Origin of the sequence: Pedobacter heparinus DSM 2366, from assembly GCF_000023825.1 — a bacterium.
In the GTDB taxonomy this organism is placed as follows: Bacteria; Bacteroidota; Bacteroidia; order Sphingobacteriales; family Sphingobacteriaceae; genus Pedobacter; species Pedobacter heparinus.
On record NC_013061.1, the window covers coordinates 1,419,370 to 1,444,859 of the forward strand.

General features: G+C 43.2%; 26 protein-coding genes. 12 read left to right on the plus strand and 14 right to left on the minus strand.

What is annotated here, in order from left to right:
- Window positions 1-25 precede the first annotated feature (25 nt).
- From nadC to PHEP_RS06010, 3 genes are read left to right on the plus strand one after another with little or no spacing between them, the layout of a single operon-like run.
- Window positions 26-868 (plus strand): carboxylating nicotinate-nucleotide diphosphorylase, encoded by an 843-nt coding sequence (gene nadC, locus PHEP_RS06000; protein ID WP_012781360.1) that lies wholly within the window; start codon window positions 26-28, stop codon window positions 866-868.
- A 3-nt stretch (window positions 869-871) separates the two neighbouring features.
- Complete coding sequence (gene plsY / locus PHEP_RS06005; RefSeq protein ID WP_012781361.1) at window positions 872-1,519, plus strand: glycerol-3-phosphate 1-O-acyltransferase PlsY; 648 nt, start codon at window positions 872-874, stop codon at window positions 1,517-1,519.
- Between the two features lie 9 nt (window positions 1,520-1,528).
- Complete coding sequence (locus PHEP_RS06010; protein ID WP_012781362.1) at window positions 1,529-2,356, plus strand: M48 family metallopeptidase; 828 nt, start codon at window positions 1,529-1,531, stop codon at window positions 2,354-2,356.
- A gap of 30 nt (window positions 2,357-2,386) precedes the next feature.
- Here PHEP_RS06010 and PHEP_RS06015 read toward each other — a convergent pair whose 3' ends face one another.
- From PHEP_RS06015 to PHEP_RS06030, 4 genes are all read right to left on the minus strand, one after another.
- Window positions 2,387-3,640, minus strand: a complete 1,254-nt coding sequence (locus PHEP_RS06015; protein ID WP_012781363.1) for an anthranilate synthase component I family protein — start codon at window positions 3,638-3,640, stop codon at window positions 2,387-2,389.
- Between the two features lie 69 nt (window positions 3,641-3,709).
- Entirely contained in the window at window positions 3,710-4,987 is a 1,278-nt protein-coding gene (locus tag PHEP_RS06020; RefSeq protein WP_012781364.1) for an adenylosuccinate synthase, read from the minus strand.
- A 34-nt stretch (window positions 4,988-5,021) separates the two neighbouring features.
- Window positions 5,022-5,516 (minus strand): Fur family transcriptional regulator, encoded by a 495-nt coding sequence (locus PHEP_RS06025; RefSeq protein WP_012781365.1) that lies wholly within the window; start codon window positions 5,514-5,516, stop codon window positions 5,022-5,024.
- Between the two features lie 63 nt (window positions 5,517-5,579).
- Window positions 5,580-7,787: a RelA/SpoT family protein gene (locus PHEP_RS06030; RefSeq protein ID WP_012781366.1), complete on the minus strand. Its 2,208-nt coding sequence runs from the start codon at window positions 7,785-7,787 to the stop codon at window positions 5,580-5,582.
- Window positions 7,788-8,025: 238 nt separating this feature from the next.
- On the opposite strand from PHEP_RS06030, the gene PHEP_RS06035 reads away from it, so the two are divergent.
- From PHEP_RS06035 to PHEP_RS06050, 4 genes are all read left to right on the plus strand, one after another.
- A complete protein-coding gene (locus tag PHEP_RS06035; protein ID WP_012781368.1) occupies window positions 8,026-8,643 on the plus strand; it encodes a DUF4294 domain-containing protein in 618 nt (205 codons plus the stop codon).
- Window positions 8,644-8,648: 5 nt separating this feature from the next.
- The gene (locus tag PHEP_RS06040) at window positions 8,649-9,125 is read left to right on the plus strand and encodes a glutathione peroxidase (protein ID WP_012781369.1); all 477 of its coding nucleotides are present in this window, start codon (window positions 8,649-8,651) and stop codon (window positions 9,123-9,125) included.
- A gap of 15 nt (window positions 9,126-9,140) precedes the next feature.
- Window positions 9,141-9,857 carry a bacillithiol biosynthesis deacetylase BshB1 gene (gene bshB1 / locus PHEP_RS06045; protein WP_012781370.1) on the plus strand — a complete coding sequence of 239 codons (717 nt, stop codon included), beginning with the start codon at window positions 9,141-9,143 and terminating at the stop codon, window positions 9,855-9,857.
- Between the two features lie 67 nt (window positions 9,858-9,924).
- A complete protein-coding gene (locus PHEP_RS06050; RefSeq protein ID WP_012781371.1) occupies window positions 9,925-11,286 on the plus strand; it encodes an acyl-CoA dehydrogenase family protein in 1,362 nt (453 codons plus the stop codon).
- Between the two features lie 3 nt (window positions 11,287-11,289).
- Here the strand turns inward: PHEP_RS06050 and PHEP_RS06055 are convergent, their stop codons facing one another.
- The 6 genes from PHEP_RS06055 to PHEP_RS06080 form a co-directional block, all read right to left on the minus strand.
- Window positions 11,290-11,694 (minus strand): hypothetical protein, encoded by a 405-nt coding sequence (locus PHEP_RS06055; protein WP_012781372.1) that lies wholly within the window; start codon window positions 11,692-11,694, stop codon window positions 11,290-11,292.
- Complete coding sequence (gene lat / locus PHEP_RS06060; protein WP_012781373.1) at window positions 11,694-13,025, minus strand: L-lysine 6-transaminase; 1,332 nt, start codon at window positions 13,023-13,025, stop codon at window positions 11,694-11,696. The genes PHEP_RS06055 and lat overlap by 1 nt, the downstream gene beginning before the upstream one ends.
- A gap of 69 nt (window positions 13,026-13,094) precedes the next feature.
- Window positions 13,095-14,435 carry an NADP-specific glutamate dehydrogenase gene (gene gdhA, locus PHEP_RS06065; protein ID WP_012781374.1) on the minus strand — a complete coding sequence of 447 codons (1,341 nt, stop codon included), beginning with the start codon at window positions 14,433-14,435 and terminating at the stop codon, window positions 13,095-13,097.
- 115 nt (window positions 14,436-14,550) lie between these two features.
- The gene (locus PHEP_RS06070; RefSeq protein WP_012781375.1) at window positions 14,551-15,777 is read right to left on the minus strand and encodes an RNA polymerase sigma factor; all 1,227 of its coding nucleotides are present in this window, start codon (window positions 15,775-15,777) and stop codon (window positions 14,551-14,553) included.
- 45 nt (window positions 15,778-15,822) lie between these two features.
- The gene (locus PHEP_RS06075) at window positions 15,823-16,161 is read right to left on the minus strand and encodes a YciI family protein (protein WP_012781376.1); all 339 of its coding nucleotides are present in this window, start codon (window positions 16,159-16,161) and stop codon (window positions 15,823-15,825) included.
- A gap of 54 nt (window positions 16,162-16,215) precedes the next feature.
- On the minus strand, window positions 16,216-16,689 hold the full coding sequence (locus PHEP_RS06080) for a carboxymuconolactone decarboxylase family protein (RefSeq protein ID WP_012781377.1): 474 nt from the start codon (window positions 16,687-16,689) through the stop codon (window positions 16,216-16,218).
- Between the two features lie 172 nt (window positions 16,690-16,861).
- Here PHEP_RS06080 and PHEP_RS06085 point away from each other — a divergent pair, with 172 nt between their 5' ends.
- Window positions 16,862-17,419 carry an NADPH-dependent FMN reductase gene (locus PHEP_RS06085; RefSeq protein ID WP_012781378.1) on the plus strand — a complete coding sequence of 186 codons (558 nt, stop codon included), beginning with the start codon at window positions 16,862-16,864 and terminating at the stop codon, window positions 17,417-17,419.
- Window position 17,420: 1 nt separating this feature from the next.
- On the opposite strand, the gene PHEP_RS06090 is transcribed toward PHEP_RS06085, so the two are convergent.
- Window positions 17,421-18,293, minus strand: coding sequence for a 1-aminocyclopropane-1-carboxylate deaminase/D-cysteine desulfhydrase (locus PHEP_RS06090; RefSeq protein WP_012781379.1), 873 nt, complete (start codon window positions 18,291-18,293; stop codon window positions 17,421-17,423).
- Window positions 18,294-18,621: 328 nt separating this feature from the next.
- Between PHEP_RS06090 and PHEP_RS06095 the strand changes: the two genes are divergently transcribed.
- Both PHEP_RS06095 and PHEP_RS06100 read left to right on the plus strand, forming a co-directional pair.
- Window positions 18,622-19,650 carry an RluA family pseudouridine synthase gene (locus tag PHEP_RS06095; RefSeq protein WP_012781380.1) on the plus strand — a complete coding sequence of 343 codons (1,029 nt, stop codon included), beginning with the start codon at window positions 18,622-18,624 and terminating at the stop codon, window positions 19,648-19,650.
- 17 nt (window positions 19,651-19,667) lie between these two features.
- Window positions 19,668-20,504: an aminotransferase class IV gene (locus PHEP_RS06100; RefSeq protein WP_012781381.1), complete on the plus strand. Its 837-nt coding sequence runs from the start codon at window positions 19,668-19,670 to the stop codon at window positions 20,502-20,504.
- Between the two features lie 21 nt (window positions 20,505-20,525).
- Here the strand turns inward: PHEP_RS06100 and fmt are convergent, their stop codons facing one another.
- Window positions 20,526-21,440 carry a methionyl-tRNA formyltransferase gene (fmt, locus tag PHEP_RS06105; protein ID WP_012781382.1) on the minus strand — a complete coding sequence of 305 codons (915 nt, stop codon included), beginning with the start codon at window positions 21,438-21,440 and terminating at the stop codon, window positions 20,526-20,528.
- Window positions 21,441-21,500: 60 nt separating this feature from the next.
- Between fmt and PHEP_RS06110 the strand changes: the two genes are divergently transcribed.
- Window positions 21,501-22,550: a DNA topoisomerase IB gene (locus tag PHEP_RS06110; RefSeq protein WP_012781383.1), complete on the plus strand. Its 1,050-nt coding sequence runs from the start codon at window positions 21,501-21,503 to the stop codon at window positions 22,548-22,550.
- Between the two features lies 1 nt (window position 22,551).
- Here PHEP_RS06110 and PHEP_RS06115 read toward each other — a convergent pair whose 3' ends face one another.
- Together PHEP_RS06115 and PHEP_RS06120 are read right to left on the minus strand one after the other, a co-directional pair.
- Complete coding sequence (locus tag PHEP_RS06115) at window positions 22,552-22,764, minus strand: hypothetical protein (protein ID WP_012781384.1); 213 nt, start codon at window positions 22,762-22,764, stop codon at window positions 22,552-22,554.
- 28 nt (window positions 22,765-22,792) lie between these two features.
- Window positions 22,793-24,019: an exo-beta-N-acetylmuramidase NamZ family protein gene (locus tag PHEP_RS06120; RefSeq protein ID WP_012781385.1), complete on the minus strand. Its 1,227-nt coding sequence runs from the start codon at window positions 24,017-24,019 to the stop codon at window positions 22,793-22,795.
- 80 nt (window positions 24,020-24,099) lie between these two features.
- On the opposite strand from PHEP_RS06120, the gene PHEP_RS06125 reads away from it, so the two are divergent.
- Window positions 24,100-25,320 (plus strand): ABC transporter permease, encoded by a 1,221-nt coding sequence (locus PHEP_RS06125; protein WP_012781386.1) that lies wholly within the window; start codon window positions 24,100-24,102, stop codon window positions 25,318-25,320.
- The last annotated feature ends 170 nt before the right edge of the window (window positions 25,321-25,490 follow it).

Here is a 25,490-nt window from a genome sequence, read left to right on the forward strand (position 1 = left end):
CTATTTTTGGGTTTAAATATTAATTTTGGATAAACAAGTCATAGATCAATTCATAAAGAATGCTATTGCCGAAGATCTGGGCGATGGCGATCATACCTCTCTTTCTACCATTCCTGCCGATGCAAAAGGACAGGCAAGGCTGCTGATTAAGGACAACGGAATTATAGCCGGAGTAGAACTTGCACTTGAAATATTCAGGCAGGTTGATGCAGGCCTGGTTACGGAAGTATTTATTCATGATGGTGCTGAAGTAAAGCACGGAGATGTGGCCCTTACTGTTTCAGGAAATACGCGCGCTATTCTTTTGGCCGAACGTTTGGTATTGAACTGCATGCAGCGCATGAGCGGGATTGCCACCAAAACCCATCATATTGTAGCGCTGCTGACAGGTTACGGAACGCGCTTACTGGATACCCGGAAAACAACCCCGGGGTTAAGGTATCTGGAAAAATGGGCGGTGCGGATAGGTGGCGGTGTAAATCACCGTATTGGCCTGTACGATATGATCCTGATCAAAGATAATCATGTAGATTATGCCGGCGGTATAAGCAATGCCATTAAAGCCGCCAACCAATACCTGGCAGAAAAAGGCAAAAAACTCCAGATAGAGATCGAAGTCAGAAATATTCAGGAACTGAATGAAGTGATGGCAACAGGTGGTGTAAACAGGATCCTGCTTGACAACTTTAGTTTTGCCGACCTGAAAAAAGCCGTTGGTATCATTAATAAACAATACATTTCAGAAGCATCAGGCGGCATTACAGAAGAAAATGTAGCTGAGTATGCTGCCTGCGGGGTAGATTACATTTCCATGGGCGCATTAACTCATTCTGTTAAGAGTTTAGACATGAGTTTAAAAGCCTTTTAGGTTATGATTTCTATCTATTCTATTTCAGCGGTTCTCCTGGCCTATTTATTTGGCTCTATTCCTACTGCGGTTTGGCTGGGACAGGCATTTTATGGTGTTGATGTAAGGGAATATGGCAGTGGCAATGCCGGTGCAACCAATACATTTAGGGTATTAGGTAAAAGAGCAGGTATTGCTGTAATGACCATTGATATTGCAAAAGGGTACACTGCCACTAAACTGGCCTATTTTATAGGCCTGTCGGTTACGGGGCCCCAGCACTCGGCCCAGTTTGTAAATTATGAACTTGCATTGGGTGTAACTGCTGTAATGGGGCATTTGTTCCCGATATTTGCAGGATTTCGGGGCGGAAAAGGGGTGGCCACGCTTTTTGGAATGATTTTGGCAGTTAACTTTCCGGCAGCGATGCTTTGTGTTCTGGTATTTATTACCGTCCTGTTGATTACAAAATATGTATCTCTGGGCTCTATATGTGCAGGTTTTACCTTTCCATTGAGCATAGTGTTCATATTCCAGTCGTCCATAAAATCAGAAGTACTGTACGGTATGTGTGTATGTGTCCTGATTTTGGTAACCCATCAGAAAAATCTGGAACGGTTGCTTAAAGGAAAAGAATCCAAAGTATATCTGTTTAAGAAGAAAACTAATTAAACAAAACTTATGAAAAGATTATTGATTGTTGGCACAACCGCTGTATTGCTGGCGCTATCATCCTGCTCTACAGTTCCGCTGACCGGCAGGAGCAGATTAAACCTGGTTAGCAATGATCAGGTATTACCGATGGCCTTTCAGGCTTACAACGAGTTTTTAACGGAAAATAAAGGTGCGGTGCTCTCGGCCTCTAATGCAGATGCCCAAAGGGTAAAGCGGATCGGGAATACCCTGATCGCATCGGTTAAAAATTATATGAACAACAATAACTATGGCGATCTGATCAAAGATTATAAATGGGAAGTGAATGTAGTTCAGAGTAAAGAGTTAAATGCCTGGTGCATGCCGGGCGGTAAAATAGTCGTTTACACAGGCCTGTTGCCCGTTACAAAAGACGATGCTGGTTTGGCTACTGTAATGGGGCATGAGATTGCCCATGCCATAGCCGGGCATTCAGCCGAACGGATGTCGCAGCAAATGGTTGCGCAGGGGGTTGGTGTTTTAGGTAATGTGGCTACAGCCAACAATGAAAAAAAGCAATCTGTATTTAATACGCTTTATGGTGTAGGAACACCCCTGGTGATGTTAAGTTATGGTCGTAACCAGGAGCTCGAAGCAGATAGGCTGGGGCTGATCTTCATGGCAATGGCAGGTTATAACCCTCAAACTGCTATTGCTTTCTGGCAAAGGATGGCTGCAGCATCGCAAAGCGGACAAAAACCACCTGAATTTTTAAGTACGCACCCCAGTGATGCGACCAGGATTGCGCAGATACAAAGGATTTTGCCCGAGGCCCAGCGATACTATAAATCTACCAACGGGAAACCGGTTAACTGATAGAGAAAAAGACAGCCTAAGGCTGTCTTTTTATGTTTTAAGGGTTTGGATAATTGCTGATGCCTTGAGCAGGCATTCTTCATATTCATCCGCTGCATTGGATGCAAAGGTAATAGCCCCGCCTACCTGAAAGGACAGGTAGCGTGTATCAGCATGATACAATATACTGCGTATGATGACATTAAAATCGAAATCACCCTGGGGATTGATATAGCCCATTGCTCCTGAATAGGCACCCCGCTTGCTGGATTCATAGGTTTCTATGAGTTCCATGGCTTTAACCTTTGGTGCCCCTGTCATAGAGCCCATAGGGAAAGCCTGTTTAATGGCATCAACAAAATGGACAGCAGGGTCCAGTTTACTGCTAATGGTAGAGATCATCTGGTAAACCTGCGGAAAGCCGTAGATGCCAAAAAGTTCATCTACTTTTACACTTCCTTTTATGGCACTTTTAGTCAGGTCGTTGCGCACCAGGTCTACAATCATCACATTTTCTGCCTGTTCTTTTATATTTTTACGCAGTTTATTTTTAATGCGGGCATCTTCTTCCTTATCCGGGCTTCGCTTTGCTGTACCTTTAATGGGCTGCGAAATGAGCTGACGGGCCCTTTTACAAAGGAACCTTTCCGGACTGGCAGAGAGGATATACTGGTCTTTTATTTTAAAGAAGCCCGAAAACGGGGTGGGTGAAACTTCTGACAGTTTGCAGTAAATGGCTACAGGATCTACGGCAGCGTGCAAGGCGTAGAATTCCTGACAAAAATTAATTTCATAAATGTCGCCGCGTGCAATGTGTTGCTGTAACGTTTCAACGGTTTTTAGGTACAGTTCTTTCGAAATCCGGCTTTGTATAGAAATATCTTTATTATAGGGGGCAATAAGTGGGGATATACGGTCAATGGTATCAAGAATTGCTGGCTCGCCAACCAGTACTTCTGCTTTTCCGTCTTTAACCCTCAGCAGGTAACGTGGTACAAAGAAAAACAGGTCGGGGAAGCCAAGCTGATCAGCATTGCAAGAGCTGAGCTGTTCTACCTCATTTTTCAGGTCGTAACTCAATAAGCCAAACATCCAGCTTTTGTGTTGTTCGTAAAATGCTTTCAGTTCCGTAAACTTATCTTCAGACCGCGCATTTAACTCTTCTTTTACCCCTACTGCCAGTATCAGATCAAATGCACTGTAAGGGTCGGTATAGTCGTTGGAATCGAGCACACAGCATACTTCAAAGGAACTGGCCCAGGTCAGCGCTTTTTGCTTAAATGAATATAAATCCTGCAGGCTCATTTTATTTGCGCAAATGTAGAACAAAAAAGGCAGCCAATGGCTGCCCTTTGCTAATTTATGTATATAAAATTAGTTCAATATTAATGTTTGTACCCTGTCTGGTCCAACAGAGAGGTACTTAACAGGAACTTCCAGTTCTTTTTCCAGAAAAGCAATGTAATCTGCCAGTTTAGCCGGAATTTCTTCAACCTTGCTTACCTTGGTGACATCAGTTTTCCAGCCTTCTATTGCTTTTAACACAGGTTTTGGTTTAACTGTAATGATGTCATAGGGCATATAGTCGATCGTTTCCCCATTGTGCTCATAATGTGTACAGGCATAAATGGTATCAAAACCATCCAGTACATCAGCCTTCATCATGATCAGTTCCGTAACCCCGTTCAGCATAATGGCGTATTTTAATGCAGGCAGGTCAATCCACCCGCAACGGCGTGCACGTCCGGTTGTTGCCCCAAATTCATGGCCAACTTTACGCAGGGTTTCGCCCACTTCATCATCCAGTTCTGTAGGGAAGGGGCCACCGCCAACACGTGTGCAGTAGGCTTTGAAAATGCCATATACACTGCCCACTTTGTTTGGTGCAATACCCAATCCGGTACATGCACCGGCAGTTGTGGTATTAGAAGAAGTTACAAAAGGATAAGAGCCGAAATCCACATCCAGCAAGGTGCCCTGGGCACCTTCGGCAAGTACGGTCTTTCCTTCTTTCAGATAGCCATTTACGAAATGCTCACTATCTACATGCGGAATATTTTTAATAAATTCTATGGCTTCAAAGAAGGCTGCTTCTTTCTCTGTAAGATCGTATTCAAACTCATAATGAGAAAGTATTTCTTTGTGTTTTTCAACCAGCTTGTTGTAACGTTCTTTAAAATCAGGAAGGGTAGTATCGCCAACCCTTAATCCGTTGCGGCCGGTTTTGTCCATATAAGTAGGGCCAATTCCTTTCAGGGTAGAACCAATTTTATCTTTACCCATTTTTTGTTCGTTTGCTGCATCCAGCAACTGGTGCGTAGGTAAAATCAGATGGGCTTTGCGGGCAATAACCAGTTTGCCTTTGGCAACAGGATCATGACCTGCTTTTTTCAGGTTATCCAGTTCCCTTTTTAAAATGATGGGATCTATCACCACACCATTTCCGATCAGGTTCATTGTTTTTTCATTGAAAATCCCGGAAGGAATGGTGTTTAAAACGAATTTTTTGCCATCAAACTCTAAAGTATGGCCGGCATTCGGACCGCCTTGAAAACGAGCTATCAAATCATATTGCGGACTCAGTACATCAACAATTTTTCCCTTGCCTTCGTCGCCCCATTGCAGGCCCAGAAGCACGTCTACTTGCGTCATTATTTAAATTTAAAAATGGAAATATTATAATTGGTTAACTTGCATGCTTAATACCTGCGGCAGTTTGATTGTTCATTGATGCTTTTGCAGAGCAATCAAAACAAACGCCATAAAGATTTAAAGAGTGGTGCTTGATGTCAAATTTCAGCAGTTCACCTACCATACTCTGGATTTGCTGGATACGCGGATCGCAGAATTCCACAACTTTGCCGCAATCAATACAGATCACGTGGTCGTGCTGGTGGTAACCGTAAGATTTCTCAAACTGGGCCATGTTTTTACCAAACTGGTGTTTGGTAACCAGGTCACATGAAACCAGCAACTCTAAAGTATTGTATACTGTAGCCCTGCTTACACGGTATTTCTGGTTTTTCATGTGGATGTAAAGGGTCTCTACATCGAAATGGTCATCTCTTGAGTAAATTTCTTCTAAGATGGCAAAACGCTCCGGTGTTTTTCTGAGACTTTTATTTTCGAGGTAGGCTTCGAATATTTTTCTAACCAACTCGCTGTTGTGGTTTGTCGACATAGTTTTTAAACTCCTTTCAAAGGTATCAATTTTTTATATAAACGCTATGATTTATTGTTATTTTTAGGCATCAAAACGTGTAACTCCCGTTACCCCTTTAACTTCTAACAGATTTTTAATCAGGTTGTCCAGGTGGTCCTTGTCGTTTACAAAGATCATGATAGAGCCATCGAAGATCCCATTATCAGTGTCTACAGTTATAGAGCGCATATTTACCTTAAAATCGTTCGAGATCACCTTGGTGATGTTATTGATCAGCCCCACATCATCAATACCTATAATGTGCAGCCCGGTCAGGAAAGTAAGCTCTTTTTGTCTGTTCCATTTTGCTTTAACCACCCGATAACCATAGTTCGCCATCAGCTGTGCCGCATTCGGGCAATTGGTGCGGTGTATTTTTATGCCTTCATTAACGGTTACAAAACCAAAAACATCATCACCCGGAATTGGGTTACAACAGGCTGCCAGTGTATAATCTATTTTTTGCAGGTCTTCGCCAATCAGTAAAATGTCCGATTCAGGTCCTTTTACCTTGTTCAGCAGCGCATCTATCTGCTGGTGCTCATTTTTCTCGGCACCACGGTTCTCTATTTCCTTTTCACTGGCCAGGTAATCTTTCAGGTCTTTTAATTCAATTTTTCCCTTTGCCACCGCAATAAACAGTTCCTGGGTAGAAGGCAGCTTAAAGAAGTAGCTGAGTTTATTTAAATTATCGGTGTTGTAGGTGATCTTTAATGATTTCAGCTTACGTTCCAGTGTTTCCTTGCCCAGTTCGGCAATTTTTCTCTTTTCTTCTTTTAAAGAAGATTTGATCTTTGATTTTGCCTTGGCAGTAACAACGATATTGAGCCAGTCTTCTTTTGGGGATTGCTTGCTGGAGGTAATGATCTCTACCTGGTCGCCGTTCTGCAATTTATAAGACAGGGGCACCAGTTTATGGTTTACCTTGGCCCCGATACATTTTGCGCCTACATCTGTATGGATCTCAAAGGCAAAGTCGAGCGCAGTAGCGCCCAATGGCAGCTGGAGCAAAGCGCCCTTGGGTGTAAAAATAAAGATCTCATCCGAGAAGAGGTTCATTTTAAAATCGTCCAGAAAATCTAAAGCATTGGCTTCCGGGTTGTTCAGCATTTCCCTTACTTTCATGATCCACTGATCCAGTCCGTTGTCGTTGCTCGACTCTTTATATTTCCAGTGCGCAGCAAAGCCTTTCTCTGCAATTTCGTTCATGCGCTGCGTACGGATCTGTACTTCAACCCATTGCCCTTTAGGGCCCATTACTGTGGTATGTAACGATTCATATCCGTTTCCTTTGGGCGATGATACCCAGTCGCGCAAACGGTCGGGATTGGGCCGGTAAAGGTCGGTCACAATCGAATAGGCTTTCCAGCAATCTGCTTTTTCATTTTCAGGCGGGCTGTCCAGAATAATCCTGATGGCAAAAAGGTCATACACTTCCTCAAAAGGTATGTTTTTGCTTTTCATTTTGTTCCAGATGGAATGGATGGACTTTGGCCGGCCATAGATATCAGCTGTCAGGCCCTGTTCTGCCAGGATCTCGTTGATCGGTTCCACAAATCTTTTGATGAACAGTGTCCGTTCTGCTTTTTTCTCGTTCAGCTGAGTGGCAATGTACTTATAGGTATCCGGTTCCAGGTATTTCATGGAAAGGTCTTCCAGCTCAGACTTAATGGCGTACAATCCTAAACGGTGCGCCAGTGGTGCATACAGGTAAATGGTTTCAGATGCAATTTTAAGCTGTTTTTGCCTCGGCATAAAATCCATGGTACGCATGTTGTGCAGCCGGTCGGCCAGTTTAATCAGGATTACCCTTACATCATCTGCCAGGGTCAGCAACATTTTTCTAAAATTCTCTGCCTGCAAAGAGCTGTTATAGTCAAAAACACCCGAGATCTTTGTCAGCCCATCAATAATTTTTGCTGTCTTTTTACCAAACTCCCGCTCAATGTCCTCCAGCGTAATGTCTGTATCTTCCACCACATCGTGCAATAGCGCACATACTATGGACGTGGTGCCCAGCCCAATTTCTTCTGCTGCAATCTGGGCCACAGCAATTGGATGATAGATGTAAGGCTCCCCGGATTTTCTCCGCATGTTTTTATGGCTCTCCAATGCCATGTCAAAAGCCTTCCTGATTTCCTTTTTATCCCCTCTTTGCATTGTTGGCTTACAAGCACGCAAAAGGGCACGGTATCTTTTCAGTATCTCCTGCTTTTCTGCTTCTAAATCAATAACTAATGCATTCTTCATTTATATTCCTTTGTTTTTCGTTAACAGTTGATCCCCTTAATATAATGTTTTTCTATGGCATTGTGTAAAATAATCCATACAGCGGGGTTTTTAGGGGTACTACCCCATTGCTGTTGGTCAATTGTCATTTTGTATTATTTACGTAAAAATTATACCCGTTTATCGTTAAATGGGTATATTAGATCAGTAAAGGAACAAAAATATAAAATTAGCCCTAAATTTGCCTGGGTATAAAATTATGAATTTTTATAGGCTGTTTATTCTTTCAATTGTCATTATTTCAGGTGCTTCCGCTAAAGCGCAGGTGAGCACTGTGCCTGTTAAAATGCCGGTATTGGGAAAGAATGATACGATCAGGGTGGCCTCAACAAATGACAACGGAGAAATGATCCCCTGGATCCCGCTCAATGAAGTAGAAATCTTTGCCATGCGGCTCTTTAAATCGCCGGCAGACCGGGCTGCATTTAACAGGTTGCGTTATAATGTAATGAAGGTGATGCCTTATGCCTTATTTGCCAAAAGAAGATATGAGCAGCTGGAAAGGGACCTGGCACTGACAACGGAAAAAAAGGAACAGAAAAAACTGGTTAAGCAGTGTGATAAAGAGATCAAGGAAATGTTTAACAGGGAGATTAAGGAACTGACAATTACCCAGGGACAAATTTTAACCAAACTTATAGACAGGGAGCTGGGCAGAACTACCTACGATATTATAAAAGAAACAAAAGGAGGGGTTACTGCGTTCCTGTACCAATCGGTTGCAAGGGTGGTAGGCCACAACCTGAAAAGCACATATAGCCCGCAGGAAGATAGGGACATCGAATCCATTATCGTTTCCTCTGGGTTTTATCAATAGAAACTATGTCTGACCAATCTAAAAGCATACACCAGTTTAAGGTGAAACTTATTAATGGGGCTGAAAAGAACCTTTCTGCATATAAAAACAAAGTGCTGCTGATTGTAAACATTGCTTCAGCCTGTGGTTTTGCTCCGCAGTTAAAGGATTTACAGGAACTCAGGGAACAATTTGGGACAGAACATTTCGAGGTACTGGCTTTTCCTTCTAACGATTTTGGCAGGCAGGAGCCTTTAGAGGGGGCAGCCATTGGTAATTTTTGTGAAGCAAATTATGGTGTACACTTTCCGGTTTTTGAAAAGATTATGGTCCGGGGTGAGCAGGCACACCCTCTGTTTAAATTTTTAACACAAACGGCTACGCCACGCTGGAACTTTCACAAATACCTTGTAAATAAGGAAGGCGAGGTGGTAGATTATTTTTTTCCCTTCACCAAGCCGCTTTCTTCCAAAGTGAAGAAAAAAATTCAACGCTTGCTTTAAATTAAAAAGAACTTTATGAAGTTAGATCTATTGGTGCTCGCTGTCCATCCGGATGATGCTGAACTGGGCTGTTCAGGAACGATTGTAAAACACATTGCCATGGGCAAAAAAGCTGGGATAATTGATTTTACAAGGGGCGAACTGGGTACCAGGGGTACTGCCGAAACCCGTGACGAAGAAGCTGCGGATTCGGCGAAGATTATGGGCCTGCATGTACGTGAGAACCTGAGGTTCAGGGATGGTTTTTTTAAGAACGACGAGGCCCATCAGCTGGAAGTGATCAGAATGATCCGTAAGTACCAGCCCGAAATCGTGCTGACCAATGCACTGCATGACCGGCACCCGGATCATGGCCGGGCAGGGGATCTGGCCGAAGAGGCCTGTTTTTTATCGGGCCTGGCCAAAATAAATACAGCACTGGATGGGGCTGCACAAGAGGCCTGGCGCCCGCGGCTAGTGTTGCAGTACATTCAGGACCGTTACATTAAACCGGATGTAATTGTAGACATCACGCCTTATTTTGAAACCAAACTGGCTGCCATTAAAGCCTTCAAAACCCAGTTTTTCAATCCTGATCTCGACGGACCGGATACTTATATCTCCTCGCCGGAGTTTTTTGAGAGTGTAATTGGCCGTGCAAGGGAATTTGGCAAAACCGTTGGGGGTACTTATGGTGAAGGATTTACTTCACGTAAGCTTTTAGGGGTTGACAACCTGTTTAACCTGAGCTAGTTTTGGTAAAAATTGAGGCCGGGCCAACAAAAAGTGGTATATTCTGTTTTATTCTAAACAATTTACTATGGCCAATATTTTCTCTTCCTTAAAAAATGCTTATACTCTTTTTAAACATGTAGACTTCCGGAAGCTGGAAGCTTTATCTAAAAAAGTAGACCTCACCAAAATGATTGATTCTGTTTCCAACCTGGATGAGACCCAGTTACAGGGGCTGATGAAAATGATGGGCGGCCAGGGTAAAAAAAGGGAACTGCCACCAATTGAGGGCGATTTTTATCAACTCGGAGAGGAGGCCTTAAAAGATGAAGACCGGGCCCTGCAGCTAAAGGTAAGGGCGTTTTTAGAAAAGGAAGTAAAACCTGTAGTGAACAAATACTGGCTCAAAGCGGAATTCCCATTTGAGCTGATCCCTAAAATTGCTGAGTTGAACATTTGTGGTTTAACCTATCAGGGCTACGGCTGTCCGGGTAAATCCAACCTGATGGAAGGCATGCTGGCCATGGAAATGGCCCGTGTGGATACCTCTATGTCTACCTTTTTTGGCGTACAAAGCGGACTGGCCATGGGCGCTATCTATTTATTGGGTTCGGAAGCTCAGAAGCAGCAATGGTTACCGGATATGCAGCAGATGAAAATTATTGGGGCCTTTGGCTTAACAGAACCTGAAGTAGGCTCTGGTGTTGCAGGGGGCTTAACCACCACAGCCAAAAGGCAGGGAAATAAATGGCTGTTGAACGGACAAAAAAAATGGATAGGTAATGCCACGTTTTCAGACATTACCGTAATCTGGGCAAGAGATGTTGACGATAACCAGGTTAAGGGCTTCCTGGTAAGAAAAGGGAGCAAAGGCTTTGCAGTAGAAAAGATGCAGGACAAAATGGCTCTGCGTATTGTGCAAAACGGTCTGATTACCTTAACCAATTGTGAGGTAGATGAGGAAGACCGCCTGCAAAATGCAAATTCCTTTAAGGATACAGCCAAAGTGTTAAAAATGACCAGGGCAGGAGTAGCCTGGCAGGCTGTGGGCTGTGCCAGGGGTGCTTATGAAAGTGCTTTAAATTATACGCGGACCAGGAAACAGTTTGGCAAACCCATTGCCTCTTATCAACTGATCCAGAATCACCTGGTAGAAATGTTGTCTAACCTTACCGCTATGCAAACGCTGTGTTTCAGGCTCTCGCAACTGCAGGACCAGGGCCTGTTGACCGATGAACATGCCTCGCTGGCTAAAGTATTTTGTTCAATGCGCACAAGGGATGTAGTAAGCAGGGCCCGTGAAGTAATGGGTGGCAACGGTATTTTGCTGGAATACGATGTCGCCCGCTTTGTAGCCGATGCTGAAGCCATCTATTCCTATGAAGGTACGAAAGAGATCAATACCTTGATTGTGGGGCGGGCCATTACTGGCTTTTCCGCATTTGTATAAATTTTATCTGAAAGGATTTTTTTCAATACTTGCATTGCCCATAGCTGTTTTCTCATACAGGGCAATGCAATAAGGATTAAATGCCGGGTCGAAGTTCGGCTTTCCCGGATATAGCTCATCCGGCACTGGATTTCCTGCTGCAAAGAAATAAACTTTGGTATTACCGCCCTTATGGTGAGGCATAAAGTTGCCATAGGCCTCAAGCTGGGCCGCCGCCGTATCTTTTACCGTAACGGTAAAAACATGCTGTATCGGGCCGGTATTGTTCTCGTTCCGGTAATGGGCTACTTCTGTAAACCCACCTTTAAGGCTGCTGATGCCGGGTTGCATAAAGGTACCCCTGATCATCCATACCACTAAAACTACAACCAATATCCCTAAAAAGGTGTTCAGTTTTTTATTACCCATTATAAGGCAGGTAATATACGTTCCATCACTGCCATACCTTCGTCAATGTGTTTTTTCTCTATACATAAGGCCGGCCTGAAACGTATGGTCTGGTTCCCGCAGCCTAAAAACATCACATTGTTTTCCATTCCTTTTTGTATGAAGGCATCACGCATGGCCTTACTGGCAAAATCGAAGGCACAAAGCAAACCTTTTCCGCGCACATTGCCCATTTTATCGTATTTAGCAGCAAGCTGTTCCAGCTGCTCCTGCAAGTAACGGCCAACTACAGCGGCATTGTTACATAAATTGTCTTCCGCTACAATCTGCAGGATCTGTGAAGAACGTACCATATCTACCAGGTTACCACCCCAGGTAGAGTTAATGCGCGAAGGAACTTTAAAAACATTACCTTCCACCTGCTCCACCTTATGGCCAACCAGGATGCCACATACCTGCATCTTTTTGCCAAAGGCGATAATATCCGGACGTGCTTTTTCGCTGAAATGCTGGTGGCACCAGAATTTGCCGGTCAGGCCAACTCCGGTTTGTACCTCATCATAGATCAGGAAGGCATCCTGCTCATCAGCAATACTTTTCAGACGTGCCAGAAACTCTTCCCGCAGGTGGTTGTCGCCCCCTTCAGATTGTACAGGTTCTACTATAATGGCGCAGATATCATCTTTATGTGTGGCAAAAGCCTGTTTAATCTGGGCAATTGAGGTCTCTTCAGTTTCGATGGCCAGTTTTAAGTTTTCAGCCTGTAAAGGAAATTTAACTGTGGGTACCGACACCCTTGGCCAGTCGAACTTGGCAAACCATTTGGTTTTATCGGGCAGGGTATTGGTCAGGCTCAAAGTATAACCGGTACGGCCATGAAAGGCTTTTTCAAAATGTAAAACCTTAAAGCCTTTTTCTTCTTTATAGCCTTTGGCAAAATTCTTTTGCACCTTCCAGTCCATCGCTACCTTAATGGCATTCTCAACAGCCAGTCCACCGCCGGCAATAAAAAAAGCATGGGGCAGGTATTCAGGAATACCATGTTTAGAAAATGTATCTACAAACTGTGCATACTGCTGCGTATATACATCAGAGTTGGAAGGGTTGGCCAGTGCTGCCTGCAAAAGGTTACTTTTGAAAGCTTCATCATTGATCATTTTAGGATGGTTGTAACCTAAAGGGACCGAAGCAAAGCAGGTAAAAAAATCGAGCAGCTTACGGTTATATTTGGAATCATAAATATAAGCCCCCTGACTTTTTTCCATGTCGTAAGTCAAATCAAAACCATCAGCCAGAATGTGTTTGCTTAGCGTTTCGTTTACCTTATCGGGAGCTACAGTGAGTTGATACATAAATTCTGTTCTTGGTGTATTCCAAATGTAACTAAAACCGCCAAATTAACAAATCCGGCCCATTTAGTTTTACACGATTCCCTGCGCAATCATTGCATCAGCTACTTTAACAAATCCGGCAATATTGGCCCCTTTGCCGTAATTGATATAGCCATCTGGTTCTTTGCCATATTTCACGCAGGCAAGATGGATCTGTTCAATGATCAGTTTTAGCTTGATGTCTATTTTTTCCCGTCCCCATGAATAGCGTAAAGAATTTTGGGACATTTCCAGTCCGGAAACCGCTACACCACCTGCATTTGCGGCCTTACCTGGCGCATATAATATCTTAGCCTTTTCAAATACGTGTATGGCTGCAGGTGTAGTTGGCATGTTTGCCCCTTCAGCTACACAAAAACAGCCATTTTCCGTTAGCAAAACGGCATCTGCCTCGTCCAGTTCATTCTGTGTAGCATTCGGAAATGCAATGTCACATTTTACGCTCCATGGTTTCTGGCCGGCAAAGAATTCGCAGTTAAATTTATCTGCATATTCTTTAATGCGTCCCCTGCGGTTGTTTTTAAGGTCCATAATGAAAGCAAGCTTCTCCTTGTCAATTCCCGCCCGGTCATATATATAACCATCTGAATCTGAAATGGTAAGTACTTTGGCGCCAACTTCAATACATTTTTCTACCGTATACTGTGCAACATTTCCTGATCCCGAAATGATGACATTTTTACCTTTCAGCGAATCGCCCCTAAGCTTCAGCATTTCTTCTACAAAATAAACTACGCCATAGCCGGTTGCTTCAGGTCTGATCAAACTACCGCCCCATTCAGGTCCTTTGCCGGTTAACACTCCTGTAAACTCACCCCTGATGCGTTTATACTGCCCAAATAAATAGCCGATCTCTCTGGCACCTACACCAATATCTCCGGCCGGAACGTCCATGTCAGCGCCAACATATTTATACAGTTCGGTCATAAAGCTCTGGCAAAATTTCATGATCTCATGATCTGATTTTCCTTTCGGATCAAAATCAGCACCACCTTTTCCGCCACCCATTGGCAGTCCGGTCAAACTGTTTTTAAAAACCTGCTCAAATGCCAGAAACTTCAATACACTCAGGTTTACCGAAGGATGAAAACGCAAGCCTCCTTTATACGGGCCTATGGCACTATTCATCTGTACCCTAAAACCACGGTTCACTTCTACCTCGCCTTTATCATTCAACCAGGGCACCCTAAATATGATCACCCGTTCAGGTTCAGCAATGCGTTCTAAAATTTTATGGATCTTATATTTTTGATTTTCTTCACTAAACGGAATAATTGATTCTGCTACCTCAAATACTGCCTGTAAAAATTCTGGTTCATGTGCATTCCTGAGTTCAAGTTTATCCATGAACTCCTTTATCAAATTATTCATTGCTCGTTTAAATTTTTAGGTTTTTTTTATTGTTTGTCGGCTAAAAATAGTTTTTTTTAAAAAATAATAGTGTAAAAAAGAGATTTTTATAATTAATCTCATCGTTGATCATTTTTTATAGCTCCTTTATTTTCTGACGGATGAGCTGTTGCTCTGCCGATGTCTTTGCCAATGCCAGTGCCCTTTCAAAACAGTTCATCGCTTTGCTTTTGTCTATGTTTTTATAGAGTTCTCCCAGCAATACGAAATAGAAATGGTTGTCTTCAAGTTTTAACTTTTCTGCTTCCCTCAGGGCCGGTTCTGCTCCGTTTGCCTTGTATAAGGCAAATGTCCTGTTCAGTGCAGCAGCAGGAGAATAGCTGATCATTAAAAGCTGGTTATAAAGCTGTAAGATCTCTTCCCATTTTTCTGCAGTATCTTCTTTGCTGCAATGGCAATAAGCAATTTTGGCCTCCAGGTGGTAAGGGCTCAATTCTTTGCCGCTGGCAGATAAGTTCAAAAAATGGATGCCCTGGTTGATGAGTGCTGTGTCCCAGCGTTTTTCATCCTGCTCTTCGTATAAAACCAGCTCGCCTTCAGTATTTCGCCGGGCATCAAAACGTGAAGCGTGGAAACACATCAGGGCAATAAGGGCATTTGTTTTTGGCAGATTTGTCTTTTCGTATTCCGTAAGCATTAAGCCCAAGCGTAAGGCTTCTATGCAAAGTTCTTTTCGCAGGATCTGGTTCTGGGTTTTGGAATAATAACCTTCGCTAAACAGCAGATAGATGATATGGAGCACATTGTCCAGACGTTTGGTGATTTCATTCTCAGGAGGAAATACCAGCTGTATCTTCTCTGAACGCAGCTTTTCTTTGGCCCTGAACAGCCTTTTGTTAATGGTCTCTTTGTTAGACAGGAAAGCTTCTGCAATTTCATCGATACCAAAGCCGCAAAGGATGCGCAATGCAAGGCCTATTTGTGCCTCACTGGCAATTGCTGGCATACATATCGCAAAGAGCATTTGCAGCTGGCTGTCTTTAATATTTTGTTGGGAGAAATTCAATACCTCAGGTTGGTCCGGCAGTTCTTGTTTACGCCGGATTTCGGGAATTACCTTGTCTTCAAAAATTTTATTTCTCCTGAAATAGGAAAGGGTCTTTTGCCTGGCTACAGTATACAGCCATGCCGCCGGATTTGCCGGCAGCCCTTTCGTTCCCCAGGTCTCCGTAGCCAGCAGAAATGTTTCACTCACAATGTCTTCTGCTGTTTCTATGTGCTGCAGGCCAAAGCGCCTGCTGATTACAGCAACCATTTTCGAAAACTCCTGCTGAAATAAATGCTTTAGAAATTCCTGTTCCATCCAAATGATCAGCGCAGCCGTAGCTGAACACGGCTGCGCTATAATTTAAGCAAAAATAGGCCTTATTTCAACGCTGCCATCCGCCTCCAGGGCCGGACAGCCATGCGCCAATGTAGTTGCCTCATCAAAATTGTCGGCTGTAACCACAATAAAACCACCTAATCTTTCCCTGATCTCAACGAAAGGGCCATCGGTAACTACGCCACCTGGTTTAAGTACTTTACCAGCCGGGTCCAGATGGGCGCCGTGATTTTTTAATTTTCCCTGTGCAGCTATCCCGCCTATCCAGTCGTTCCATTTCTTGTTAATGGTGTCCGCCTCTTCGGCTGAAACACTGTTTTGTCCCGAATCGGCCTGGCGAAATATGAATACGAAATCTTTCATCCTATTTGTTTTTATAATGTTTGAAGATATGAATTTGATCTGTTGTACTGCTATTTATTTTACCTGTACTTTATGCTGGCCTACGGTATAACTGCCGGCAACCGTACGGAAAGCAATATTGATGCGGTTATAAGTATTAATGGTTGTAATGCCTAGTGTCAGGTCGATCAGTTCTTCTTCAGAAAACTGTTTGCGTGCCCTTTCATATACTTCATCGGCTACATTGCCATCCCTTATCCGGGTTACTGCTTCGGCCCATGCCAGGGCTGCACATTCGCGCTCACTAAACAAGGGGGCCTCTCTCCAGGCATCCAGCACATACAGGCGCTGTTCTGTTTCTCCCGCTGCACGCAGGTCTTTAGAATGCATATCCAGGCAATATGCACAGCCATTGATTTGCGATACCCTGAAATAAAGCAGATGTAAAAGTTTCGGTTCAATTGATGATTTGCTCAGATAAGCACCTATACCGTACATTGCTTTCATTGCATGCTGACCTTTTTCGAAGGCATTGATTCTCTGTTCCATGTTATTGTTGTTTTTAAATTTATTGATTTATACCACCATAATGCATGGCTTTAAAGAAATTGGACAGCAAGCTTAATTTTTTTTTAAATAAAATATAAAAGGCTGATCATCAGGCATACCGGCTTTCAAGAAAAAACACGATATTTAGTGTTAAACCCTAATCAGAAAAGAAATGCCACATATTGCCATCCTATCCGCCAGTGTAAGAAAAGGGCGCAACAGTCACCGCACCGCCCTGTACTTCAAAAAATTCATAGAATCGGAAAACCTGGCTTCGGTCGAAATTCTGGACCTGCAGGAATATGATTTCCCCATTTTTGAAGAACGCCTGCGTTTTTTTGAAAACCCGACTACGGAGATGCTGGATTTTGCTGCAAAAATTAAAGCTGCTGACGGAGTGCTTATCGTTACACCGGAATACAATGGTGGCTATCCGGCAAGTTTAAAAAATGTGGTCGATCTGCTGTATGATGAATGGCGTAAAAAGCCTGTTGCCATCTGTACCAATTCTGCCGGCCCCTTTGGCGGGGCACAGGTGATGGCCTCTATACAGTTTTCCTTATGGAAAATAGGGGCCTGGACAGTTCCTGCCATGTTCCCTGTGCCAAAGGTGCAGGAAACATTTGATGAAAATGGCCAGCCCGCTGATCAGGCTGCAACAGATAAGCGCGCTACTGTATTTATAAATGAACTGCTGTGGTGTATTGAAGCAAAAAAAAGAATGACATGATCTAATGAAATTTCTCTTTCATGCCCAGCAGGCCTAGTAAGCCGCCGGTATGCAGGACTACTATTTTATCATCAGGGTTGAAATGGTTATGTTTCAGCAGATCAGCCAATGCATAGCACATTTTTGAAGTATAAACCGGATCTATCATAATGCCGGTATGTGCAATGAAGTACTTTATAAATTCAATTAAAGCCGGACTTGTTTTGGCATAGCCACCAAAATGGTATCCGGTATGTACCCTGAGCCGATGGTCAGGACCCGTATATTTTAAAATTTCAGGGCTAATAAAATCGTCGCCTTTTAGCACGGGAACCACATGCAATATGGTTTTTAGCTGAGCAGCCTGTATGCCTTTTAGTAAACCAGCTGCCGTAGTCCCGGTTCCGGCGGCACAAAATAAATGACTTGTATCTGCAGGCAATTCCGCAATAATTTCTGCGCAGCCCTTCACCGCATGGGGGCCTGCACCGCCCTCGTCAACAAAAAGAGCGGTATGGTCGCCCCCAAAATACCGGTCAAATAATAAAGGTTTATTCTGGTAACTTAAGCGGTCGGTAAACCGCAGTTGCATACCATAAAGTTTACATAGCAGGAGCATTTCATTTTCAACTGCTTCTCCACGTACAAAGGCGGTACTTTGTAAGCCATTCCTGGCACAGGCGGCTGCGGTAGCTACCAGGTGATTGGAATAGGCACCACCAAAGGTAACCAGGTGATTTTTTCCGGTCCGGTCAGCTTCGGCTAAAATGTATTTCAGTTTGCGCCACTTATTCCCCGATATAAAAGGATCAATCAGATCATCCCTTTTTACCAGTACCTGATAGCCATGAAAGAAATTTAAGGGTTGTAAGGGGCTATGTATATCTGCAAACATGCTGGCAAATATAAATCCCTTTTACGCTACAGCTATATTTATTGTTTAAAATAAATCTTTTTAAGCAGGTAGGGGAAGAAGTTAAGTATGATTTTGACGTTTTGAGTAAAGTTTTTCATAAGCGTAGTCTTTTGTTTTTCATTGTTTATACAGCCTTATCATTAGCTCCATAAACGTTTATATTAGGTATGTGGGTAGGGTTCACAAAAAGCAGACCAATTTCTTTTTTAAATATGTAATTGTTAAAGATTAGTTTTGCAGCCTGGAACCTGTAAAGCTATGAAAGCGGCAGAGGCCCCCATTATCTGATCAAAACAATAGAAACTCAATGGAAAACAGTTATACCGGACCGGAATTAGAAGAGCAGGATTTATACGAACACTTTAATATTGTTGTTGATAAAGGACAGTCTTTATTGCGGATAGACAAGTTTTTGATGCACCGTATGGAAAATGCGTCACGAAACCGCATACAGAATGCAATAGAGGCAGGCAACGTACTGGTCAATCAGAAAACGGTTAAAGCCAGTTATAAGGTTAAGCCTGCCGACGAGATTTCTATCGTGTTTCCCCATCCGCCACGTGATACCGAAGTTTATCCGGAAGACATTCCTCTTGACATTGTATATGAAGACAATGACCTGCTGGTGGTTAATAAACCTGCAGGTATGGTAGTGCATCCCGGATATAACAATTATACAGGCACACTGGTCAATGCACTTGCCTTCCATTTTGAACAACTGCCCCAGCTGCCGGGCAACGAGGGCCGTCCGGGCCTGGTGCACCGGATTGACAAGGATACCTCCGGATTGCTGTTGATCAGCAAGAATGAAATTACAATGACCAGGCTGGCCAAACAGTTTTTTGACCATACCATTACCCGTAAATACGTGGCGCTTGCCTGGGGCGATATCGAAAAAGATGGCACGGTTACAGGCTATATTGGTCGCAGCGCAAAAAACAGGATCGTGATGGATGTATACGATGATGAAGAAAAAGGTAAGTGGTCTGTAACACATTATGCCGTGTTGGAACGTTTAGGTTATGTAACCTTAATCAGCTGCCAGCTTGAAACTGGCCGTACACATCAAATCAGAGCGCATATGCAACATATTGGCCACCCTTTGTTCAACGATGCCAACTACGGCGGTGATAAAATTTTGAAAGGCACTACTTTTAATAAGTACAAACAATTTGTACAAAACTGCTTTGAATTACTCCCCCGACAGGCACTTCATGCACAAACACTAGGGTTTATTCATCCAGGTACTAAAAAGTATATGGAATTTGAGGCACCTTTGCCTTCCGATTTTGACTCGGCACTGAATAAATGGAGAAATTATATCGTACAACCCTAATACATCGTACCCAATAAATGCAGGAATATATTTTACATAATGATGAGTTTGTGGCCATCAGCCAGCCTATCCTTACAGCCCATAACCGGGGGTTTAAATATGGCGACGGCCTCTTCGAGACCATGCGCATGTGTAACGGTAAGCTGCAGTTTGCCGGGCAGCATGCCGACCGGTTACATGCAGGGATGAAAGCCCTGAAAATGGATGGCAGCACTTTGCTGGATGAATATTTTTTAAAACAAAAAACCGCAGAACTCTGTAAAAAGAACAAACTGAAAGAGAATGTGCGTTTCAGGCTGTCAGTTTACCGGGATGGCGACGGGTTATATACCCCAAACAGCAATAAGTCGGGCTATGTGCTGGAAGCCGGTCCACTCCCCGATAACCATTATGAACTGAACAAAAGAGGACTGATCATTGATGTATACGATGAAATTACCAAACCGGTAAACAAATTGTCCAATTATAAAACCACCAACTCCCTGTTGTACGTAATGGCTGGCCTGTACAAAAAACAGCACCGCTTAGATGATGCATTTATATTGAACCAAAGCGGATTTTTATGTGAAAGCATCAGCTCAAATGTATTTGTTGTCTATGATAAAAAAATATATACACCGGCCTTGTCCGAAGGCTGTGTTGCAGGTGTAATGCGGGCTGTGGTCATGAACATGTGCAGGATAAACGATATTGAAGTGATAGAGGCACAGATCAACCCCGAGATCTTAAAAGCAGCAGAAGAGGTATTTGTAACCAATGCGATCAGTGGCATCCGCTGGGTAATGGGCTATGGCCGCAAACGGTATTTTAATGAAATGACCAAACTGCTGAGTGTAAAGCTGAACCTGCTGTAAGCACATTTCTTTTTGTAGCTTTTACAAGCGCATCCCTCTCAAAAATTCATCTACGGTCATTCGTTTTTTGCCTTCATATTGCAGATCTGTGAGTTTAATGAACCCATCTTTTGCGGCAAACTTAAGATAGCTCTTTCCGTCAGACAGGAAGGCACCGGCAGCCAGGCCTGTTTCTTTTTCTTCCAGTTCTGCTTTAAATATCTTAAGGACCTTGTCGTTCAATCTGGTAAAAGCGGTAGGATAGGGGCTTAACCCACGGATAAGGTTGTAAATGTTTTTTGACGGCTGGTTCCAGTCAATCAGGCAATGCTCCTTAAATATTTTAGGGGCATGTTTTAATTCCTCCTGTGCTGCATCAGGCTGGGGCTGTTCTTTATAGTCCCCGGCTTCAATGGCTTTTACGGTCCTTACCAACAGGTCGGCACCTGTATGCATCAGTTTGTCGTGCAGATCTCCGGCGGTATCTTCATCAGTAATTTCAACTTTTTCCGAAAAGATCACATCACCCGTGTCAATTTCGTGTTTCAGGAAAAAAGTGGTTACACCGCTCTCTTTTTCGCCATTTATGATGGCGTGGTTAATGGGCGCAGCACCCCGGTACTGGGGCAGTAGTGAAGCATGCAGGTTAATGGTGCCTTTTGGGGGCATGTTCCATACCACTTCGGGTAACATCCTGAAAGCCACCACCACCTGTAAATCAGCATTTAGTGCTTTCAGGTCTGACAGAAACAAAGGGTCTTTTAATTTTAAGGGCTGCAGTACTTTCAGACCATGGGCAACAGCATATTGCTTTACCGCACTTTCCTGTAGTTTTTGTCCCCGGCCGGCAGGTTTATCCGCCGCAGTAACCACACCTGCTACCTCAAATCCGGCTTTTACAAGCGCATCCAGCGCAGCAACAGCAAAATCGGGCGTACCCATAAAAACTAATCTCATTGTCCTTTGTTTTAGCTAACAAAATAACTAAAAATTTAACGCATTTTTTAAACAAACCGTATGACAGGCAGTCCCGAGGAAATTAAAGAAATTGGTCTGGTTTACCTAACAGATAGCCAGCCAGGGATATACAGAAAGGGGAAGCCCGGAAAATTTTATTATACAGACAACCATGGTAACCGCATTACCGATCCCGGTCAGCTCGACAGGATCAAAGCATTGGTGCTGCCCCCGGCATGGACCGGGGTTTGGATTGCACCAAAGAAAAATGCGCATTTGCAGGCTACCGGTATGGATGCAGCGGGTCGGAAACAGTATAAATATCATGCAGTGTGGACTTCCCGCAGGTCGGACAGCAAATATTTCAGACTGCTGGAATTTGGTAAAGTTTTGCCCCAGGCCCGTAAAAGGATAGCTAAAGATTTGCGGAGAAAAGAGCTGGATGAACAGAAAGTGCTGGCAATTTGTGTACAGCTCATGCAAAAAACATTGATCCGTGTGGGTAATGAGGCTTATAAACAGCTATATGGGAGTTACGGATTAAGTACTTTAAAAGACAAACATGTGAAAATTAATGGCCATGCCATGAAATTGAGTTTTGTGGGAAAAAAAGGCGTGAAACAAGAGGTCGTACTGAACGATAAAACCCTCAGCAGGTTGGTAAAAAAGTGCAGGGACATTCCCGGGCAGGATCTTTTTCAGTATTATACCAATGGCAATGAACATAAGCCCGTAGATTCCGGACGGATTAACAATTACATCAAAGAAATTACCGGAAGTGATTTTACGGCAAAAGATTTCCGTACCTGGGGTGGTACACTGGAGGCCCTGAGGCAGCTGGCAGTTTGCAGTATTGCCGCTGATGAAAGGCCAAAAAAGAAATTGGTAGTGGAAGTGCTGGATTGTGTGGCCGCAAAACTGGGCAATACGCGTGCAGTTTGCAAAAGTTCGTATGTTTATCCCTTACTGCTGCAGACCTTTGAGGATAATCAGCTGGACAAATACCTGAAAATGATCAGTACAGATCAGCCGGATACAATTAAGGCCCTGGAAAATGATGAAAAAGTATTGATGAAGTTTTTAAGGGCCGCCCAAAAGAATAAATTGTAGTTTATTCTTTTGGCGCTTTTTTTATAGGATGTACGGGTTGCTCGCTTTCCTCGCGTTTTTTAGCCAGGTTTTTAAAGTGTGCGTTTTCCCGGTTATAATCTTTGTCTTCCGGTTTTTTTACGGCTTTATTCCCGGCAGGAACTTTACCTTTTGGGATTTCTTCCCGGTAGTTGCTGCCCGGGCTTTCGTTTTTCTTTTTCGCTGTGTTGTTCATCGTGGTATGCTTTAGTTGTTAGCAGATACTACGGATACAACAAATATTTTTTACGCATTGTTTTATACTTGCTTAAGCCGGGTTCCCAGCTGGCCCTGATCTCTTTTTCTGATTTACCTGCAATGATCTGTTGCCTGAATTCTGCCACCCCGATCAATTTTTCAATAGTGCCCATCTGATTGCTCAGTTTGGAGTTAAAAAAATCTGCCTTATTTGGCGAATTCTTATAAAGTTCTATCATCCAGCCCAGATTGATCTGTTTGGTCTTCCTGAAGTTACCGGTGTCATAATTTCTAAGGTCCAGCCCGTAACAAACCTGGTTCATGAACAATGGGCTTTCCGACATACCCTTGATGCTTACAGGTGTAAAAGAAAAACTGTATTTACCTTTTAAGGCGGGGGCACCTACAATGGTAAACGGAAACTGGGTGCCGCGGCCATAATTTAAGTACGTGCCTTCAAACAGGCAGGTAGTTGGGTAAAGTAAAATAGATTGCGGGGTATTTAAGTTTGGTGAAGGGCTTACCGGCAGCTCATAGGGGGTATCATGGGTATAATTGGCTACTTTAATGATCCTGATCTTGCATTTTAGCTTGTTGTCCAGCCAGTTTTCACCATTTAACATCTGGGCATATTCACCAACTGTTAAGCCATGTACTGCCGGAATTGGTTTTAAACCAATGCCCGATTTAAACTTGGGGTCCAGTATAGGGCCATCAATATAAAAGCCGTTGGGGTTGGGCCTGTCCAATATCAGTACCTCTTTGTTATTGGCAGCACAGGCTTCCATTACGTGTTGCAAGGTATTGATATAGGTGTAAAAACGTACACCAACATCCTGTATGTCGAACACCATAATGTCTATGTTTGCCAGCTCTTCTTTAGTCGGGATAGCATGCTTTCCATATAAGGAGATCACCTTGATCCCTGTCTTTTGGTCAACTTCATCGTCTACATGTGTACCGTTACTGGCGTTCCCCCTAAAACCGTGTTCGGGGCCAAATATATTCACAATGTTCACACCAAGCTTCAGCAGGCTGTCCACCGTAGTTTCTTTGCCAATAATTGAAGTAGGGTTTACCACCATCCCTACCCGTTTACCTTTTAAATAAGGTACGTAAAGGTTTGTTTGCTCTGCACCGGTAAGTAGTTTTCTTTTCCCTGGATTGGCTGCAACCGATGTTGAAGGACCACAAGCCTGAAGCAGGATCGATACCAGAACAATGTGCAGGGTGTTTGTGAAGAATTGTGCCATTTAAGAAGCTTTTTTATTTTAAATACTTTAAATCAAAATCAAATAACCATTTTTGCTAAGTTACAATTTATTGCAAAAGATTGAATACAGAATATTTTATTGCAGGACGCATAGCCATTAAATCGGAGCGTACCTTTTCTAAACTGATTGTTCGCATTGCCATAGCGGGGGTAATGCTCAGTCTGGCTGTGATGATGCTTTCTGTAGCCATTATAAAAGGTTTTAAAACCGAGATACAGGAAAAAGTAAGAGGATATATAGGCGATGTAAGGGTTTTTAAATATGATCTGAACAATTCTTTTGAACTCTCCCCTTTTGTACCTGCCAAAGAGACTTTGGCCCAGCTTAAAAATAACCCTGATGTTGAGTTCTTTCAGCCCTACGCTACTAAACCAGCTATAATTTCAGCCAACAATGAAGTTGAAGGGATCAATTTCAAAGGGATCGACAAGACCTTTAACTGGGATTATATCCGCAGACACCTGGTTAATGGTAAGGTCATCGATTTTACCGATAGTGTGAAGGCCAGTAAAGAGATCCTCATCTCGCAGTTTACCGCCAACCGCTTAAAGCTAAAGGTAGGCGATGATTTTATCATGTATTTTGTACAGAACCCACCGCGTAAGCGACCTTTTAAGATCGTGGGGATTTATGATATCGGCGTAGAAGAAATCGATAAGAATTTTGTAATCGGTGATTTAAATATCATCCGCAGGTTAAACAACTGGAAAGCCAATGAAATAGGCGGACTGGAAATCAGGATTAAAGATTTCTCCCGATTAAAGGAAGTCTCAACACACATTTACGAAAATATGGAGCTGAAGCTGAAATCGGAGTCGGTTTCTGATTATTTTCCTGCAATTTTTACCTGGCTGTCCTTACTGGATGTGAACACCAAAGTGTTACTGGTTTTAATGATGGTGGTTGGTGTCATCAATATGGTTACCGCCTTGTTGATCATGATCCTGGAACGCACCAATATGATCGGTATCATGAAGGCATTTGGCATGACGGATTACAGTGTGATGAAAATATTTTTGTACAATGCCGCTTATCTGGTAGGGCTGGGCTTATTGCTGGGCAATATACTGGGGCTGGGGCTGGGCTTCCTGCAAAAATATACACATATTTACAAACTGGACCAGTCTTCTTATTACCTGTCGTATGTGCCCATCGAGCTTCATTTGGCAGATGTACTGCTCCTGAACCTGGCTACTATGGTGATCTGTGTGCTTGTACTGATCCTGCCCTCTATGCTGGTCAGCCGGATCAGCCCTTTAAAAGCCATCAGGTTTAAGTAAGCAGCTTGTTATAAAGTTACATCATCCACGATCTTTACTTCCCCAACTTTCATTACACGGTCTTCAAACAGGTGGGTTTGCGGACCGCAATAATCTCCGGACAGTCTTTACCCAATACCAAACTCTTTAAGCTCATTTAGATATTTGTATTTAGTTGGTGTAAATAACCG

Bases quoted from the DNA above. Each gene is read 5' to 3' on its own strand.
- PHEP_RS06110 (WP_012781383.1), top strand. From the start codon at position 21,501: ATGACAGGCAGTCCCGAGGAAATTAAAGAAATTGGTCTGGTTTACCTA.
- lat (WP_012781373.1), bottom strand. From the start codon at position 13,025: ATGTATCAACTCACTGTAGCTCCCGATAAGGTAAACGAAACGCTAAGC.
- PHEP_RS06015 (WP_012781363.1), bottom strand. From the start codon at position 3,640: ATGAGCCTGCAGGATTTATATTCATTTAAGCAAAAAGCGCTGACCTGG.
- PHEP_RS06090 (WP_012781379.1), bottom strand. From the start codon at position 18,293: ATGTTTGCAGATATACATAGCCCCTTACAACCCTTAAATTTCTTTCAT.
- PHEP_RS06030 (WP_012781366.1), bottom strand. From the start codon at position 7,787: ATGAAGAATGCATTAGTTATTGATTTAGAAGCAGAAAAGCAGGAGATA.
- gdhA (WP_012781374.1), bottom strand. From the start codon at position 14,435: ATGAATAATTTGATAAAGGAGTTCATGGATAAACTTGAACTCAGGAAT.
- bshB1 (WP_012781370.1), top strand. From the start codon at position 9,141: ATGAAGTTAGATCTATTGGTGCTCGCTGTCCATCCGGATGATGCTGAA.
- PHEP_RS06055 (WP_012781372.1), bottom strand. From the start codon at position 11,694: ATGGGTAATAAAAAACTGAACACCTTTTTAGGGATATTGGTTGTAGTT.
- PHEP_RS06070 (WP_012781375.1), bottom strand. From the start codon at position 15,777: ATGGAACAGGAATTTCTAAAGCATTTATTTCAGCAGGAGTTTTCGAAA.
- PHEP_RS06120 (WP_012781385.1), bottom strand. From the start codon at position 24,019: ATGGCACAATTCTTCACAAACACCCTGCACATTGTTCTGGTATCGATC.
- PHEP_RS06035 (WP_012781368.1), top strand. From the start codon at position 8,026: ATGAATTTTTATAGGCTGTTTATTCTTTCAATTGTCATTATTTCAGGT.
- PHEP_RS06040 (WP_012781369.1), top strand. From the start codon at position 8,649: ATGTCTGACCAATCTAAAAGCATACACCAGTTTAAGGTGAAACTTATT.
- PHEP_RS06025 (WP_012781365.1), bottom strand. From the start codon at position 5,516: ATGTCGACAAACCACAACAGCGAGTTGGTTAGAAAAATATTCGAAGCC.
- PHEP_RS06115 (WP_012781384.1), bottom strand. From the start codon at position 22,764: ATGAACAACACAGCGAAAAAGAAAAACGAAAGCCCGGGCAGCAACTAC.
- plsY (WP_012781361.1), top strand. From the start codon at position 872: ATGATTTCTATCTATTCTATTTCAGCGGTTCTCCTGGCCTATTTATTT.
- PHEP_RS06100 (WP_012781381.1), top strand. From the start codon at position 19,668: ATGCAGGAATATATTTTACATAATGATGAGTTTGTGGCCATCAGCCAG.
- PHEP_RS06080 (WP_012781377.1), bottom strand. From the start codon at position 16,689: ATGGAACAGAGAATCAATGCCTTCGAAAAAGGTCAGCATGCAATGAAA.
- PHEP_RS06050 (WP_012781371.1), top strand. From the start codon at position 9,925: ATGGCCAATATTTTCTCTTCCTTAAAAAATGCTTATACTCTTTTTAAA.
- PHEP_RS06020 (WP_012781364.1), bottom strand. From the start codon at position 4,987: ATGACGCAAGTAGACGTGCTTCTGGGCCTGCAATGGGGCGACGAAGGC.
- fmt (WP_012781382.1), bottom strand. From the start codon at position 21,440: ATGAGATTAGTTTTTATGGGTACGCCCGATTTTGCTGTTGCTGCGCTG.
- PHEP_RS06075 (WP_012781376.1), bottom strand. From the start codon at position 16,161: ATGAAAGATTTCGTATTCATATTTCGCCAGGCCGATTCGGGACAAAAC.
- PHEP_RS06010 (WP_012781362.1), top strand. From the start codon at position 1,529: ATGAAAAGATTATTGATTGTTGGCACAACCGCTGTATTGCTGGCGCTA.
- PHEP_RS06095 (WP_012781380.1), top strand. From the start codon at position 18,622: ATGGAAAACAGTTATACCGGACCGGAATTAGAAGAGCAGGATTTATAC.
- PHEP_RS06085 (WP_012781378.1), top strand. From the start codon at position 16,862: ATGCCACATATTGCCATCCTATCCGCCAGTGTAAGAAAAGGGCGCAAC.